The 15,065-nt window shown below is 72.7% G+C and carries 11 protein-coding genes; 4 read left to right on the top strand and 7 right to left on the bottom strand.

Annotated elements, in window-relative coordinates:
* Positions 1–89: 89 nt before the first annotated feature.
* Positions 90–1,049 (bottom strand): formylglycine-generating enzyme family protein, encoded by a 960-nt coding sequence (locus ACFYT4_RS29905; protein WP_389275801.1) that lies wholly within the window; start codon positions 1,047–1,049, stop codon positions 90–92.
* An 863-nt stretch (positions 1,050–1,912) separates the two neighbouring features.
* Between ACFYT4_RS29905 and ACFYT4_RS29910 the strand changes: the two genes are divergently transcribed.
* Entirely contained in the window at positions 1,913–2,647 is a 735-nt protein-coding gene (locus ACFYT4_RS29910) for a dienelactone hydrolase family protein (RefSeq protein ID WP_389275804.1), read from the top strand.
* Positions 2,648–2,891: 244 nt separating this feature from the next.
* Here the strand turns inward: ACFYT4_RS29910 and ACFYT4_RS29915 are convergent, their stop codons facing one another.
* A complete protein-coding gene (locus ACFYT4_RS29915) occupies positions 2,892–3,869 on the bottom strand; it encodes an aldo/keto reductase (protein ID WP_389275807.1) in 978 nt (325 codons plus the stop codon).
* A 348-nt stretch (positions 3,870–4,217) separates the two neighbouring features.
* On the opposite strand from ACFYT4_RS29915, the gene ACFYT4_RS29920 reads away from it, so the two are divergent.
* Positions 4,218–6,191, top strand: coding sequence for a TerD family protein (locus ACFYT4_RS29920; protein WP_389275809.1), 1,974 nt, complete (start codon positions 4,218–4,220; stop codon positions 6,189–6,191).
* Between the two features lie 209 nt (positions 6,192–6,400).
* Here ACFYT4_RS29920 and ACFYT4_RS29925 read toward each other — a convergent pair whose 3' ends face one another.
* The 3 genes from ACFYT4_RS29925 to ACFYT4_RS29935 form a co-directional block, all read right to left on the bottom strand.
* Positions 6,401–7,951: an MFS transporter gene (locus tag ACFYT4_RS29925; protein WP_389275812.1), complete on the bottom strand. Its 1,551-nt coding sequence runs from the start codon at positions 7,949–7,951 to the stop codon at positions 6,401–6,403.
* A 289-nt stretch (positions 7,952–8,240) separates the two neighbouring features.
* Positions 8,241–8,639, bottom strand: a complete 399-nt coding sequence (locus ACFYT4_RS29930) for a RidA family protein (RefSeq protein WP_389275815.1) — start codon at positions 8,637–8,639, stop codon at positions 8,241–8,243.
* The gene (locus ACFYT4_RS29935) at positions 8,636–9,862 is read right to left on the bottom strand and encodes an acyl-CoA dehydrogenase family protein (RefSeq protein WP_389275818.1); all 1,227 of its coding nucleotides are present in this window, start codon (positions 9,860–9,862) and stop codon (positions 8,636–8,638) included. Before ACFYT4_RS29935 ends, ACFYT4_RS29930 begins: the two co-directional genes overlap by 4 nt.
* A gap of 122 nt (positions 9,863–9,984) precedes the next feature.
* Between ACFYT4_RS29935 and ACFYT4_RS29940 the strand changes: the two genes are divergently transcribed.
* Together ACFYT4_RS29940 and ACFYT4_RS29945 are read left to right on the top strand one after the other, a co-directional pair.
* Entirely contained in the window at positions 9,985–11,601 is a 1,617-nt protein-coding gene (locus tag ACFYT4_RS29940) for an AMP-binding protein (RefSeq protein WP_389275820.1), read from the top strand.
* A gap of 15 nt (positions 11,602–11,616) precedes the next feature.
* Positions 11,617–12,468, top strand: a complete 852-nt coding sequence (locus ACFYT4_RS29945; RefSeq protein WP_389275823.1) for a PaaX family transcriptional regulator C-terminal domain-containing protein — start codon at positions 11,617–11,619, stop codon at positions 12,466–12,468.
* Positions 12,469–12,921: 453 nt separating this feature from the next.
* On the opposite strand, the gene ACFYT4_RS29950 is transcribed toward ACFYT4_RS29945, so the two are convergent.
* Positions 12,922–14,091, bottom strand: a complete 1,170-nt coding sequence (locus ACFYT4_RS29950; RefSeq protein WP_389275826.1) for a cytochrome P450 — start codon at positions 14,089–14,091, stop codon at positions 12,922–12,924.
* A complete protein-coding gene (locus tag ACFYT4_RS29955; RefSeq protein ID WP_389275829.1) occupies positions 14,088–15,065 on the bottom strand; it encodes a methyltransferase in 978 nt (325 codons plus the stop codon). Before ACFYT4_RS29955 ends, ACFYT4_RS29950 begins: the two co-directional genes overlap by 4 nt.

Consider the following 15,065-nt stretch of genomic DNA (forward strand, 5'->3'; position numbering starts at 1 on the left):
CCGGACGCGAACGCGACGGCTGAGACGTCCCGGGTCGCCACCCTGCGGGACGGGCTTCGGCTCCACATTTCCGTACACCGTAGGCGGATTCAGTCTTCCGTACGGGGGTCGGACCCGTTCCGTACGATGCGAAAGCCGCAGTTGCCGACCGAGGAATCCGGGGTATTGGCCGAACGGGCCGCGACACGGTACCGATTGCAGTAGGACCGGTGGCACAGGTAGGAGCCGCCACGGATCACGCGGGTGTCGCCACTGGACGGGCCCTGCGGCGCGCGCCGCGGAGAATGGGCGTAGTACGCCGGTGAGTACCAGTCCCCGCACCACTCCCACACGTTGCCGGCCACCTCGTACAGCCCGAAGCCGTTCGGCGGGAAGGACCGCACGGGGGCCGTGGTCAGGAAGCCGTCCCTCAGGGTGTTGTGGGTCGGGAAGGTGCCGTGCCAGATGTTGCAGCGGTCCTCTCCGTCCGGGGTCGGCTCGTCCCCCCACGGGTAGCGCGAGCCACTGCGTCCCCCGCGCGCCGCGTACTCCCATTCCGCCTCGCTGGGCAGCCGGGCCCCGGCCCAACGGCAGTACGACACCGCGTCGTGCCACGACACATGAACGACGGGATGGTCGGGGACGTCCTCCCAGCGGGAACGCCTGCCACCCGGGTGCGCCCAGTCCGCGCCCTGCACGTTGAGCCACCAGGAGGCCCCGGCCGCATGTCCGAGGACGTCGTGTGCGCGGGCGCGCAGCGCGAGGTGGAACACCGCGGACGAGCCGTATCGTTCGGCATCCGTGCGGTAGTCCGTCTCCGCCACGAACGCGGCGAACTCCGCGTTGGTGACCGTGGTGGCCCCGATGGCGAACGGGTCCAGCAGCACCGTGTGCACCGGGGACTCGCCGTCGGACGCGTAGCCCTCACCGAACGCGTCCCCCATCCGGAAGCTGCCGCCTTCGAGGTGCACCAACCCCACATCCGGCTCCGCGCCCGGGGCGTCCACGACGGGCCTGCCCGCGGCGACGAGGTCGGCCGGCTCACGGCCCGGCCCGCAGCACACACCCACACCGACTCCTCTCCCCGGCGGCGCAACCCCGCATCAGTGGACAGCAATGAATGTATACGCCATCAACTGACCTGGCGACAGGCTTGACATCAGCCCCCTCGCGACCCGGCGCGAGCTCGCCCGGTGCCCGGGTCCGCGGCTGCCCGCCCCCGCGGACCCGGGCGGCGCATCAACCGGCGCCTGGGTGGGACGGTTGTCGTCTCGGCGGGTCCGCACCGCCCCTCGCCGAGGTGGCTCCCGAAGTCGTCGACAGGCTGCGGGAGATGGCCTGGCGCACCATCGCCGAGCACACGGCGGAAGAGGGGACACGGATGGGGCGCCGCGCCCCTGAGCCGGAAGCGGCCGCACGGGATCACCGTCCCGGTGCCGACGGTCAACGGCCGTACGGAGTCGGAGGACCGTGCGCGGATGGCCGGTCGGCTCGTGAGGAAGGTGGCGAACGGCGGGACGGTGGTCGTCGAACACGCTGCCCACTACCCGGACAGGGAACGCCCCGAGATCTTCAGCGAGATCCTCGCGGAGTTCCCGGATGTCCCGCTCGGCCGGAGCGGCCCGGCGCTCCAGGTGGCACCCGCCGGATTTCCGGGCGGACCGGCCCCTGTGGTCCGGTCCGGCTTCGCAGCCCCGGCCCTGGTCGGTGACGACCAGGCAGCATGTTGGCTTTGCCCGGTGGGCTATGCTGTGCCGCCATGAATACCGGGACGGCATCGCGCCACGCACGGATTGGTGACCCGGCCCTCCTTTGAGCGCCGTAAGGGCCGGTGCCGACCCGCTGTTGGATCGAGGGTCCGGCGCTGCTGCGCGGGCTCCGCCTCCTGTCGTGTTGACCACAACTCGACACGTCAACCACGACAGGAGAACTCATGCCCACCAAGATGCTGCACATTCCCACCGCGGACGGCCAGGCCGACGCTTTCGCCGCTTTCCCCGACCGTGGCGAGCGGCACCCAGGGGTGCTGATGTACGCGGACGGCTTCGGCATCCGGCCCGTGCTGCGGGAGATGGCCCGCGAACTGGCCGGGCACGGGTACTACGTACTCGTCCCCAACTTCTACTACCGAAACGGCCCGGCACCGGTGGTCGAACTTCCCGAGCACATCGGAGATGAGGTCCGGCCCGCGCTCATAGCCCAGCTGATGCCTTTGTTCGAGGCGCACACCGCCGAACGCGTACTGCGTGACGCCGACGCCTACCTGAGGTTCCTCACCACCCAGCCCGAGGTCGCCGCCGGACCGGTCGCGGTGACCGGCTACTGCATAGGCGGCCTCCTGGCGATGCGCACCGCCGCGGCCCACCCCGGCCAGGTGGCCGCCCTCGCCGCGTTCCACGGTCCCGTGGGCGCGGACGGGCCCGACACCCTCGCCGAGATCACCGCCCAGGTCCACTTCGGCCACGCCGAAAGCGACCTGACGCCCGAGGCCCTGGGCGAGCTCAACCGGGCCCTGGACGCCGCGAAAGTCGACTACACCTCCGAGATCTACCCCGGCACCGTCCACGGCTTCACCATGTCCGACACCGACGCCTTCGACCCCGCCGGACTGCGGCGCCACTGGGACCGCCTGCTCCCCCTCCTCGACCGCACACTGGCCAACAGCTGAGGCTCCGGCCCGGAATCCCAAAGATGAAGTACACGCCTGCGCCCAGCAGACGGCTCGACGGGCCACACCGAGGTAGGCAGGGCCGACCCGCCCGGCCTCCGAGCACTGGATGGCCGACGAGCAGGCCGACTTCGTCCAGGAGCCTTCGGATGGCGCGGTTGAGGAGTGTTGTGGCCAGCCGGTGCAGACGTCGGTGCGGCGACGATGCGGTACGCGTGGGGGGCGGGGCTGCGGCCCGGAGCCCTCACGTCCAAGCCAGCCGCGCTCTGTGCGCCCAATAGGCTTCGGCCGGCTCGGCCAGAGCGGTCAGCCGCTCAAGCTGGTCGGGGACGAGGCTCACGCGCGTCGCTGAGAGATTGCTGGTGAGTTGCTCGACGGTGGCCGCTCCGGACAGGACGATATCCGCCCACGGCTGCGCGGCGACGGCCGCGAGTGCCACGGCGTCACACGGCACTCCCGCGAGCTGCGCGACCTCGCGCAGGGCAGTCGTTTCCGGCCCGGTGGCGTAGCGATCGGCCAGGCGGCCGTTGGCCATGGCCTCCTTGACGATCACTGTGCACCCGGCGGCGTGCGCCTCGGCAAGCGCAGGGCCCACCGACGGCTCCATGAGGTTGTACGTGGCCTGCACGCTGGTGAAGAGCGCTTCGCCCCCGACGGTGATCTCCAGCGCCGCGCGGACGGCTTCCGCCTGATCCGGTCCGCTGGTCGACAGCCCGATCGTCACACCCTCGGTGGCGAGCACGGCCAGACTCTCGTGCAGCCCGGGATCGGTCAGCGCCGGACTGCCGGGAGTGACCGAGTGAACCTGGTACAGGTCGAGCCGGGTGCCGAGCAGCGCGCGGGTCTCCGAGAGCTGCCGCTCGTACGTGGCGAGGCTGTGGTCCTTCACTTCGTGCGTCGCGGCGTCCGTACGCCAGCCGGCGGTGTACGAGTAGCCCCACTTGCTGCCGATCACCACGTCCCGCACATCGGGGCGCGCACGAAGCCAGCCGGCGAGGAACTCCTCGGCCCTGCCGTAGGAGCGGGCGACGTCGAGGTACCGCACTCCCCTGGCATAGGCCGCGTCCAGCAGCCGGTGGGCATGGGCGCGCATCACGTCGACCGAGCGGTCGGCGGGCAGATCCAGGTCACGGCCCGGAGTGATGTAGCCGGGGCGGCCGATGGCGGCCAGGCCGAGGCCGAAGCGCTCTGCCGGCGAAGCGTTGGGGCGCTTGAGGGGCATGCGCAGCATCCTTGAGGGTTGGTGGGGCGCTGAGGGATGGGGGCCCGCTCGTCATCGGGGCGTCCGGTGACGAGCAGGGTATCCGTCATGCGCCTGGTCATGGCAGCGACGGTCGGTGCCGCCCGTGACCGGGCCCGTATCCGCCGAGACCGGATCCGCCGGGCCCGGGCCCGTCCTCCTGTCGGGGCGGGGGGACGGGCCCGGGCTCACGGCGGGCTCACGGCAGGTGGCGGCACGGGCCGATGACATCGCCTCAGTTGTCGCAACAGCCCCAGAAGAAACGTACAGACAGGGATAAATGGGCATGCGGGTTGAAGAGGTCGTGAAGGGACCTTCATGCTTTCCGCCATGAGTTCCGCTACCGCCGCCCTGGATGTTCCCGATCTGCGCGACTACGCCCATGACTGGGCGCTGGTGGACGTGGAGACCTCGGGGCTGGTGCCCCGGCAGGACCGTGTGCTGTCGATCGCGGTGATCACGATCGGTCCGGACGGTGAGCAGACCGGTGAGTTCTCCACCCTGCTCGACCCCGGCTGCGATCCGGGGCCCGTGCACGTCCACGGTCTGACCGCCGAACGGCTGCGGGGCGCGCCCGCGTTCGGGGAGGTGGCCGACCGGATCGGGGCCATGCTCCAGGGCCGGGTCCTGGTGGCGCACAACGCGCGGTTCGACTACGACTTCCTCGCGCACGAGTTCGCCCGCGCCGGGGTGGCGCTGCCGGTCGCGCGGCGGCTGTGCACCCTGGCGCTGAACCGGCAGGTGGACCCGCCGACCGGCGATCTGCGCCTGGGCACCCTGGCCGCGCACTACGGCGTCCGCCGGCTGCGCGCGCACGACGCCCTCGACGACACCCGGGTGCTCGCCGGAGTGCTGCGGGCCTCGCTGCGGGAGGCCGCACGGCTCGAACTGCCGCTGCCGCTGGTGACCTGCCCGCCCCGGCAGGACCCCCGGTTCACCCCGAAGCCGCCGAAGGCGCCGTGCGGATTCCGCAACCCGGGGCGGCTGTCCCCGGGCGGCCCGCTGACGCAGGGCATGAAGGTCGCCGTCACCGGGGAGACCGCCATCTCCCGGGAGGAGCTGGTGGACCGGGCGGTCGCCGCCGGACTGAACATGATGTCTTCCGTCAGCGGGCACACCAGCGTCCTGGTGACCAACGATCCGGCGTCTGGCTCCGCGAAGGCGCGACGGGCGGCCGCCGAGGGCGTACCGGTCATCGACGAGACGGCGTTTCTGCGCCTGCTCGACGACGTACGGCCGGGAACCGCCCACCAGGACACGGCCACGACGGCCACGACGGCCGCGGTCACGACGGCCACCGCCCCCGTCCCGGCCGCCCGCCGGCCCGAACCCGCCGAACTCACCGGACCCGCCGGGCCACCGCACGCCGAACCGCAGGACCAACCGGGGCAGGACCAGCCGGGGCAGGACCAACCGGGGCGCGGGGAGACGGAATCCGCCGAACGGCAGCGCACCCGGCCCGGCCCCGCGCGCCCGCCGGGGCGCCCCCGGCGAGCCGTCGCCACCGCGGAGAGGCCGCTGGCCGGACGGCGGGTCCTCGTCCTGGGCGGCACCCATCCGGACGCGGCGGCCGCCCGCGTCCGGATCGTCGAACTCGGCGGAGCCGCCGCGATCAATCTCTCCGCGAGCGTCACCGAGGTGGTCCTGCTCGCCGGCGGCGAGTCCGACCGCCGGATGCGCCGGATCACCTCGCTGGAGATCCCGGCGTACCGGAGCGACTGGCTCGACGCACCCGCGGTCACGGCCCCCGGGTCGCCGGACGATCGCCGCCCCGTCCTGGTGCTGCCGCGCGGCGGCGTCGCCGATGTGCCGGAAGGGAGCAAGCGGTCCGCCTGGAACCTCACGGCCACCTGGGCTCAGCGGACGACCTGCGAGGTCGACCTCGTCGCGTTCGTCGTCGACGAGGAGGAACAGGTCTCGTGTGACGAGGACTTCGTCTTCTACGGAGCGCCCGAGAGCCCCGACGGCACCGTACGGCTCTCCACGGACGGGCCCACGGAGCAGACCATCACCATCGATCTCGCCTCGATGCCGCCGGGTGCGCGCAAGGTGGTGATCGCCGCCGCCGTCGACGGCACCCCGACCTTCGGCGATGTGGGGGCGATCCAGATCAGCACCGGCCCGGACGGCAGCGCGGCCCCGCTCGCCCAGGCCGCCCTGGACGCCGCGACCACCGAGCGGACCATGCTGCTGGCCGAGATCTACCGCCGGGATCACCTCTGGCGGTTCCGCGCGGTCGGCCAGGGGTACGACCACGGGCTGGACGCGCTCGCCCGCGGCTACGGGGTCGACATCGCGGACTGAGCGGACCGGCGCGGCGCGGTCGCACCCCCGGACGACCGTGCGGCCCGGGCTGAACCGGCTGACAGAGCAGGCCGTCCGGGCACCTCGGCGGCGGGCAGGCGGCCGCCGGGAGCAACCGCGCACGGCACCGTACGGCACGGCGGGTGCGGAGGCTTCTCGGCATGGGCACGGGCCTCAGGAGAGCAGGAGCTCCAGAAGGGGCACGGGCCTCAGGCACCGCCCCCGCGTGGCACCCGGCCCTTGAGGCGCTCGATGTCCGACGGCCGGACCTGGATGACGAACAGGGCGATCAGGGCCGCGACCGCCGTGAAGACCGCCGCCATGACGAAGGCCGCCGAGATCCCGGAGGTGAGGATCTCGGCGCCCCAGGGCGGCGGCAACTGCCCGGTCCGCTGGAAGGCGATCCTCTCCGCCGGGGTCCCCTGCGCCAGGAACGCGGGGACCTGTGTCCCGGCCTCGTTGCGGCTGGCGGTGCCGAACACCGTGACCAGGATGGACAGGCCCAGTGAACCGCCCACCTGCTGCATCGCGTTGAGCATCCCGGACGCGGCGCCCGACTCGTGGCGCGGCACCCCGGAGAGCGCCATCAGCGTCAGCGAGACGAACTGGAGGCCCATCCCGAGGCTGAAGACGAGCATCGGCCCGAGGATGCTGCCGAGATAGGTGGAGTGGATGTCGATCTGCGTCAGCCACGACAGACCGGCCGCCGCCAGGACCGCGCTGGTCACCATGAAGGGTTTGGGCCCGAACTTCGGCAGGAGCCGGGAGGTGATCCCGGCGCCCGTCGCGATGACGACGCTGACCGGCAGGAAGGCGAGCCCCGCCTGGAGCGGGCTGAAGCCGAGTACGTCCTGGACGAACAGCGTGAGGAAGAAGAACATGCCGAAGATCGCGGCGGCGAAGCTCAGCATGATGCCGTAGGTGCCCGCTCGATTGCGGTCGGCGAACATGTGCAGCGGGGTGATCGGCTGCCGGGAGCGCCGTTCGACGAGGACGAACGTCACGAGCAGCACCAGCGCGGCGGCGAAGGAGCCGAGGGTGAGCCGGTCCGTCCACCCCTGCTGGGCCGCGCGGATGAAGCCGTACACCAGCGCGACCATGCCGAGGGTGGAGGTCAGCGCGCCCGCGACGTCGAAGTGGCCGGGATGGCGTTCGGACTCCTTGATGTGACGGGGGGTCGCCAGCAGGATCAGGGCCGCGATGGGCACATTGACGAAGAACACCCAGCGCCAGTCGAGCCATTCGACGAGCATGCCCCCCGCGAGCAGTCCGATCGCGCCGCCGCCCGCGGAGACCGCGGCGAACGCCCCGAACGCCCGGTTGCGGTCCGGCCCTTCCCGGAACGTGGTGCTGATCAGGGCGAGCGCGGTGGGGGACGCGATGGCGCCGCCCACGCCCTGGAGGGCACGGGCGGCGAGGAGTTGCCCGGAGTCCTGGGCCAGCCCGCCGAGCAGGGAGGCGATCGCGAAGAGCGCGACACCGGACATGAACACCCTGCGACGGCCCAGGATGTCTCCCGTACGGCCGCCGAGGAGCAGCAGTCCGCCGAAGGTGAGGGTGTAGGCGTTGACGACCCAGGACAGCTGTGTCGTGGAGAAGTTCAGGCCGCTCTGGATGTGCGGGAGCGCGATGTTCACGATGGTGATGTCGAGGACCACCATCAGCTGGCAGGAGGCGATGACGAGGAGCGCAATTCCGTTTCCGTCGCCGGACCTCGCGGGGGCGCCGGTCGTCGCGGAAGAGGAGCGCGGGGTCGCCATGGCGCATCGTGCCCTCACTGGCGGGTGGGTGAACGGTTCCGTCCACTGAGGTCCACCCCACGACCGTACGCCCGCCCGTCGGGCCCCACCAGTCGATCACGGCCGGTCCGGGGCACCGCACGACGGTGGTGCCGTACGGGCCGTCGGCGCGGTTGCGCACGGCGCCGTACGGCATCGCGCCGGGCGCCGAACCGCCGCCCGTACCGGAGTACACGGCCGCGAGCCGGGACGGTCGGATGCGGGCGCGCCGGGGCCGCGCCCGCGGGCGGCTCAGGGCAGTTCGGGCCGCTCAGGGCAGTACGGCCATGCCGTCCAGCTCCACCAGTGCCTGTTCGTCCCACAGGCGTACGGCTCCGATGACCGCCATGGCGGGGTAGTCGCGGCCCGCCAGCCGCCGCCAGACGCGGCCCAGCTCGGGGGCGTGGGCGCGGTAGCCGTCGACATCGGTGGTGTAGACGGTGACGCGGGCGAGGTCCCGGGGGGCGCCTCCGCAGGCGGCGAGGGCGGTGAGGAGGTTCGCCAGCGCCGTCTCGAACTGCTCGGGCAGTGTCGTTCCCACCACCTTCCCCGCCGTGTCCAGCGAGGTCTGCCCGGCGAGGAAGACCAGCCGTGACCCGGTGGCGGTGACGGCGTGGGAGAAGCCCCGGGGCGGCGACAGTCCCGCCGGGTTGTGGCGGTGCAGACTCATGCGTACAGCTCCTTCGCGATGATCGAGCGCTGGACCTCGGTGGCGCCTTCGTAGATGCGCGGCGCCCGCACCTCCCGGTACAGATGCTCCAGCAGATGTCCGCGCTGGAGGGCCCGGGCGCCGTGGAGTTGTACGGCCGCGTCCACCACGTACTGCGCGGTCTCCGTCGCGAACAGTTTGGCCATGGCGGAGCGCATGGGGACATCGGCGGCGCCCGCGTCGTAGGCCGCGGCCGCCGCGTACACCAGGGTGCGGGCGGCCTCGGTGCGGGTGGCCATCTCGGCGACCTGGTGGGCGACGGACTGGAGGTCCCTGAGGGGGCCGCCGAAGGCGGTGCGGCGGGCGGTGTGGGCGATGGTGGCGTCCAGGGCGGCCCGGGCCATGCCGACGGCGAAGGCGCCGACGCTGGGGCGGAAGAGGTTGAGGGTGTTCATGGCGACCCGGAAGCCGCGGTCGGGCTCGCCCAGGAGGTCGTCGGCGGTCACGGGCACATCGTCGAAGGCCAGGGCGCCGATGGGGTGCGGGGAGAGCATCTCCAGGGGGGTGCCGGTCAGCCCCGGGCGGTCGGCGGGGACCAGGAACGCGGTGACGCCGCGGGCGCCCGCACCCCGGGTGGTCCGGGCGAAGACGGTGTAGAAGTCGGCCTCGGGGGCGTTGGAGATCCAGCGTTTCGCGCCGCTCAGCCGCCAGCCGGGGCCGTCCGGTACGGCCTTGAGGGCCAGCGCCGCCGCGTCGGAGCCCGCGTCCGGCTCGCTGAGCGCGAAGGCGGCGACGGCCCGGCCCGCGATCACCTCGGGGAGCCAGCGGTCGCGCTGGGCCGGGGTGCCGGACTGGACGACCGGGAAGGTGCCGAGGCCCTGGAGTGCGAGGGCGGTCTCCGCCTCCGTACAGCCGTGGGCGAGGGATTCGCGCAGGAGGCACAGGTCCAGCGCGCCCCCGCCGCCGAACATCCTCTTCAGCAGGCCGAGTTCGGCGAGGGCGGCGAGCAGGGGGCGGTTCACGCGCCCCGCCCGGCGCGGTCCCGCGGGCTCCTCCGTCCCCGCACCCGCGCCGGTGGGCTCCCCCGCGCCGGTCGTGTTCTCCGCGCCGGCGGGATCCACCCCGCCGGCGGCGCCCTCCGCGCCTCCACCGCCGTGGGCGAGGGGTCTCAGTGTCTCGGCGGCGAGCGTACGAAGCCGCGCACACCAGGCGATCTGTGCGGAATCGAGCGAGAATACGGGCATTCGTGCCCCCACTCCTCTGATGGATCCGTGCCGGATACAACCCATCTATCGCGGACCGTTGACTGCCGTCATCATCACGATACGCTCCATTCACGACCCCACCACGAGAAGGGGGCGAACCATTGGAGCTGTCACCGTCGGCCCACCTCGACACCTTCGCGCGGGACCACCTCCCGCCCGCCGGGCAGTGGCCCGGCCTCCTCTTCGACCTGCCCGAGCTGCACTATCCGGACCGGCTCAACTGCGGACAGGAACTGCTGGACCGCACGATCGACCGCTTCGGCCCCGGCCGTCCCGTCTTCCGGACCGGCGGCGGCGCCATCTGGACGTACGGGGAACTGCGCGACCGGGTCGACCGGATCGCCCACGTCCTCACCTCCCGGCTGGGCGTGGTCCCCGGCAACCGGGTCCTGCTGCGCGGCCCGACGACACCCTGGCTCGCCGCCTGCTGGCTGGCGGTCATGAAGGCGGGCGCGGTGGCCGTCACCGTGCTCGCCCAGCAGCGGGCGAAGGAGCTGGCCACGATGTGCCGGATCGCCGCCGTCGGCCACGCCCTGTGCGACATCCGCTCGCTGGACGACCTGGCCCAGGCCGGGGTCCCGGGGCTGCGGATCACCCCGTACGGCGGTGACTCCCCCGGCGATCTGCTGCGGCTGGCCGAGGCCGCGCCCGCGGAGCCGTACCCGGCCGTGGCGACGGCGGCCGACGACGTCGCGCTGATCGCCTTCACCTCCGGGACCACCGGCCGCCCCAAGGGCTGTCTGCACTTCCACCGGGATGTGCTCGCCGTCGCCGACACCTTCTCCGCGCGGGTGCTGCGGCCCCGGCCCGACGACGTGTTCGCGGGGAGCCCGCCGCTCGGCTTCACTTTCGGGCTCGGCGGGCTGGTGATCTTCCCGATGCGCGCGGGCGCGTCCTCCCTGCTGCTGGAACAGGCGGGCCCGGCGCAGCTGCTCCCCGCGATCGGCGAGCACCGGGTGTCCGTGCTGTTCACCGCGCCCACCGCCTACCGGGTGATGCTCAACGACTCCCGCCACCCTGAGCTGGGCTCCCTGCGGCGCTGTGTCTCCGCCGGGGAGAACCTGCCGGCCGCAACCTGGCAGGACTGGCTGGAGCGGACCGGTCTGCGCATCATCAACGGCATCGGCGCGACCGAGCTGCTGCACATCTTCATCTCCGCGTCCGACGGCTCCATCCGGCCGGGGACGACCGGCGTTCCCGTGCCCGGCTGGCAGGCCCGTGTGGTCGACCGCGGCGGGGTCCCCGTCCCCGACGGGGAGCCGGGACTGCTCGCCGTGCGCGGTCCGGTCGGCTGCCGCTATCTGACCGATCACCGCCAGCGGGAGTACGTACGCGACGGCTGGAACCTCACCGGTGACACATATGTACGTGAGCCGGACGGCTACTTCCGCTATGTGGCCCGCGCCGACGACATGATCATCTCTGCCGGTTACAACATAGCCGGACCCGAGGTGGAGGAGGCGCTGACGCACCACCCTGATGTGACCGAGGCGGCGGTGATCGGCCGCGCGGACGGGCTCCGGGGGCAGATCGTGGTCGCGTACGTCGTCCTGAGGGAGGGCGTGCCGCGGGGCGACGGCACGGCCGCCGCGCTGGCCGAGGCGGTGAAGGCCCGGCTCACCCCGTACAAGTGCCCGCGGGAGTTCGTGTTCCTCGACGCCCTTCCGCGCACCCCGACCGGCAAGCTCCAGCGCTTCCTGCTGCGGGCGCACGAGTGAGCCTAGAGTGATCACGTGGCCGACCAGCACACCCCCCGATCCCTGATCGTCACCCTGTACGGCGCGTACGGACGCGAACGGCAGGGGCCGCTGCCCGTGGCCGAACTCATCCGGCTGATGGCCGCGCTGGGCGTGGACGCGCCGTCCGTACGCTCCTCGGTGTCCCGGCTCAAACGGCGGGGGCTGCTGGTCCCCGGCCGCACCCGGGACGGCGCGGCCGGCTACGCGCTGTCGCCCGACGCCCGTCAGCTCCTCGACGACGGCGACCGCCGTATCTACGACCGGCGCACGCCCCTGCTCTCCGACGGCTGGGTCCTCGCCGTCTTCTCCGTTCCCGAGGCCGAACGCCACAAGCGCCACCTCCTGCGCTCCCGCCTCGGCCGCCTCGGCTTCGGCTCCGCGGCCCCCGGGGTGTGGGTCGCTCCCGCCCGGCTGTACGAGGAGACCCGGCACACCCTGCGCCGCCTCCAGCTCGACCCGTATGTCGAGCTCTTCCGCGGCGAACACCTCGGCTTCGCGGCGACGGCCGAGGCGGTGGCGAGCTGGTGGGACCTGGGGGCGATCGCCAAGCGGCACGAGGAGTTCCTCGACGCGCACGAGCCGGTGCTCCGGGAGTGGGCGGCGGGGCGCACCGCGTCCCCGGAGGACGCCTACCGCGACTATCTGCTCGCCCTGGACTCCTGGCGGCGTCTGCCGTACGCCGACCCGGGGCTCCCCGTCGAGCTGCTCCCGGAGGGGTGGCCGGGGGGCCGCTCGGCGGAGGTCTTCGGCCGGCTCCACGAGCTGCTCCGGGACGCGGGCGCGGTGTTCCTCCACCCGCCCGGCCCCCCTGACCTGCCCGGCCCGCCCCGCCCGCCCGGCCCTTAGGTGTGATGTCTCATGACGTTGGTTCCACGAACTCCTCGAACGTGAGCTGCTGCGGGAGCGTGTCGAGTGGTTCCGGCGGCTGGTCGAAGGTAACGCGGATGTCGCTGCCGGAGGCCCGGCTGATGGGCGGTCGGCCTCCGAGCGCGGCGTGCAGGTACGTGCAGCCGGCATTCCCTGTGCCGGGGCCGGTGCGTTTGGAGGCACGGGCGGCCTCGGTACCCATGCCGTGCATGCGCCGGCCGCCGCCCTGGGGGATGCGTCCGAGCCAGCCCGGGGTGCTTCGCCATCGAGGCCCGCGACCAGGGGGTGTCCTTGCCCGGAGTGGACTCCAACGTCGCCGTGAGCACGTCCTCGACCTGGTCCAGCAGGATCGAAGCCGGCCTGCCGGAGCGGGGCTCGTCCATCAGCCCGTCCAGCCGCATCCGGATCAACCTTGAGAGACCTCCTACTTGGTCACGTTCCTGCGATCCGTCGCGTCCCCCAGCGGAGACCAGGTTGTCGGCTCATGGGGGTGAAGGTGACCGGGAGGGCCTGGGGGCCGCGGAACGTCGGGGCGTAGCCCCAGTCGACCTCGCCGCTCGGGATGTCCAGGGTCAGGTCCGGCAGGCGACCGAACAACGTGGTGATCGCGATCTCCGTCTCCAGCTTCACCAGATGGCTGCCCAGGCAGGTGTGCGCGCCGTGGCCGAACGCCAGGTGCGGGCGGGCATCACGGGTGAGGTCCAGGGCGCCGGGGTCGGGGAACCGGTTCGGGTCGCGGTTCGCCGCCGCCAGCGACAGCAGCACCACGTCGCCCTCTCCCACGCGGGCGTCCGCGATCGTCATGTCCTCGCCCGCATACCGGTACTCCGCCACGTGCGACGGCGAGTCCAGGCGCAGCAGCTCGTTGATCGCCTGGGACCAGTCGATGTCGCCGCCGAGCAGGGCAGCTCGCCAGCCGGGGTGGCCGAGCAGGCGCAGGATGGTGGTACCGAGGAACTGGATCGTGGTGATGTGACCGGCGCCGATCAACGTCATGACCATCACCTCCAGCTCGTCCCCGGCCAGCGCGCCCGACTCGATCAACCGCGTCGGCAGGTCGTCCCCCGGGTGCGATCGTTTGTAGGCCACCAGCTTCCGGACGTAACCCAGCAACTCGGCCAGCTTCACCTCGTCACGCGGCTGCTGGAACTTCGCGCGGTACCACATGTCCAGCACGTCGGCGGCGGGCGCGCGCTCGGCTTCCGGGACGCCGAGCAGGTCGTGCATGACGGCGACCGGGACCTCCCGGGTGTACTCGGCGACGAGGTCCGCGCGCCCCCGCCCGGCGAACGACTCGACGGCGTGCGCGCAGGTCCGGGCGGTGCGATCGCGCAGGCGGGACACTGCGGCGGGGGTGAACGCCGCGGCGACGAGCCGGCGCAGCCTGGTGTGTCCGGGATTGTCCAGATTGGACAGACCGGGCGGGTGCGGGTCGGGGTTGACCGGGGCGCCGCTGCCCAGGCGGCGGTCCGCCAGGCAGGCGCGGACGTCGTCGTACCGGGTCACCAGCCACATCCGGCCCGGGACGTGCGGGCCGCTGACGGGGCAGACCGGGTCGTGCTCGCGCAACCAGGCGTAGCCCGGGTACGGGTCGGCGGTCACGACGGCCGGCCGGCGATCAGCAGCTTCTCCAGCGGGGACGCGGCGAGCGGCACGACCCGCGTCTCGGTGAGCCCGGCCTCGCCCAGCCATGCCGTGAGGTCGGCGTAGCTGTGCAGGCCGCCGCCTTGGCCCTGCCACAGGGTCAGGTCGAACATGCCGAGGAACCCGGCCGCGGCCGGGCCCAGCCCGGCCGGTGGTTCCCGGTCGTGGTCGAGGATGGCGATGCTTCCCGTGGGGGACAACGATTTCGCCGCGCGCTGGAGCAGCTCGCGGCATTCCTCGGGGCGGTGGCCGTGCAGGACGTTGAACAGCAGCACCAGGTCGTGCCCGGAACCCAGGTCTTCGGTGAGGTAGTCGCCTGCCCGCGCCGTCACCCGGTCCGGCGGGGCGTCTTCGCGGAGGGCCGTGATCGTCTCGGGCAGGTCGAAGACGGTGACCCGCACGTCCGGGCGACGGCGGCACAGTTCGACGGTGTGGTCGCCGTGGCCACCCCCGATGTCCAGGACGGTCGCCGCGGGAGGCAGCGCGGCGGCGATGTCATCCGCCAGGTCCGCGGCGGCGCCGGCGAGCATCCGGCGCCAGAGGGACGCGGTGGCGGGGCGCTCGCGCAGCCAGGTGTAGAAGCCGCGGCGGGGCGTGCCGGTACGGATGGTGTCCTCGACGTCGGCCCAGTACTCGAACAGGACCTCGTGCCAGAACAGTTCGGCGTCCACCGGGCCGGGCGTCGCGGCGGTCGTGACCCCGTCCTCGTCGTGCCGCAGGTAGCCGAAGGTCACCAGGACGTCCACCAGGCTGCGCACCCCGGCCGGGTCACCGCCGATCGTGGTGGCCAACTCCTCGACGGACAGCGGGCCGGCTTCCAGCGCGGTGAACACCCCGAGCCGGACACCGGCGATCATGGCCCGGTACCCGGCCGCGCCGAGCCGGTCCAGTACCGGAGCCGGGACACCAGAGGATTCTTCGGGCAAGGGCAT

The sequence above is a fragment of the Streptomyces sp. NPDC004609 genome (assembly GCF_042873655.1).
Taxonomy (GTDB): domain Bacteria; phylum Actinomycetota; class Actinomycetes; order Streptomycetales; family Streptomycetaceae; genus Streptomyces.

Bases quoted from the DNA above. Each gene is read 5' to 3' on its own strand.
- ACFYT4_RS29925 (WP_389275812.1), bottom strand. From the start codon at position 7,951: ATGGCGACCCCGCGCTCCTCTTCCGCGACGACCGGCGCCCCCGCGAGG.
- ACFYT4_RS29935 (WP_389275818.1), bottom strand. From the start codon at position 9,862: ATGCCCGTATTCTCGCTCGATTCCGCACAGATCGCCTGGTGTGCGCGG.
- ACFYT4_RS29910 (WP_389275804.1), top strand. From the start codon at position 1,913: ATGCCCACCAAGATGCTGCACATTCCCACCGCGGACGGCCAGGCCGAC.
- ACFYT4_RS29930 (WP_389275815.1), bottom strand. From the start codon at position 8,639: ATGAGTCTGCACCGCCACAACCCGGCGGGACTGTCGCCGCCCCGGGGC.
- ACFYT4_RS29915 (WP_389275807.1), bottom strand. From the start codon at position 3,869: ATGCCCCTCAAGCGCCCCAACGCTTCGCCGGCAGAGCGCTTCGGCCTC.
- ACFYT4_RS29955 (WP_389275829.1), bottom strand. From the start codon at position 15,065: ATGCCCTTGCCCGAAGAATCCTCTGGTGTCCCGGCTCCGGTACTGGAC.
- ACFYT4_RS29920 (WP_389275809.1), top strand. From the start codon at position 4,218: ATGAGTTCCGCTACCGCCGCCCTGGATGTTCCCGATCTGCGCGACTAC.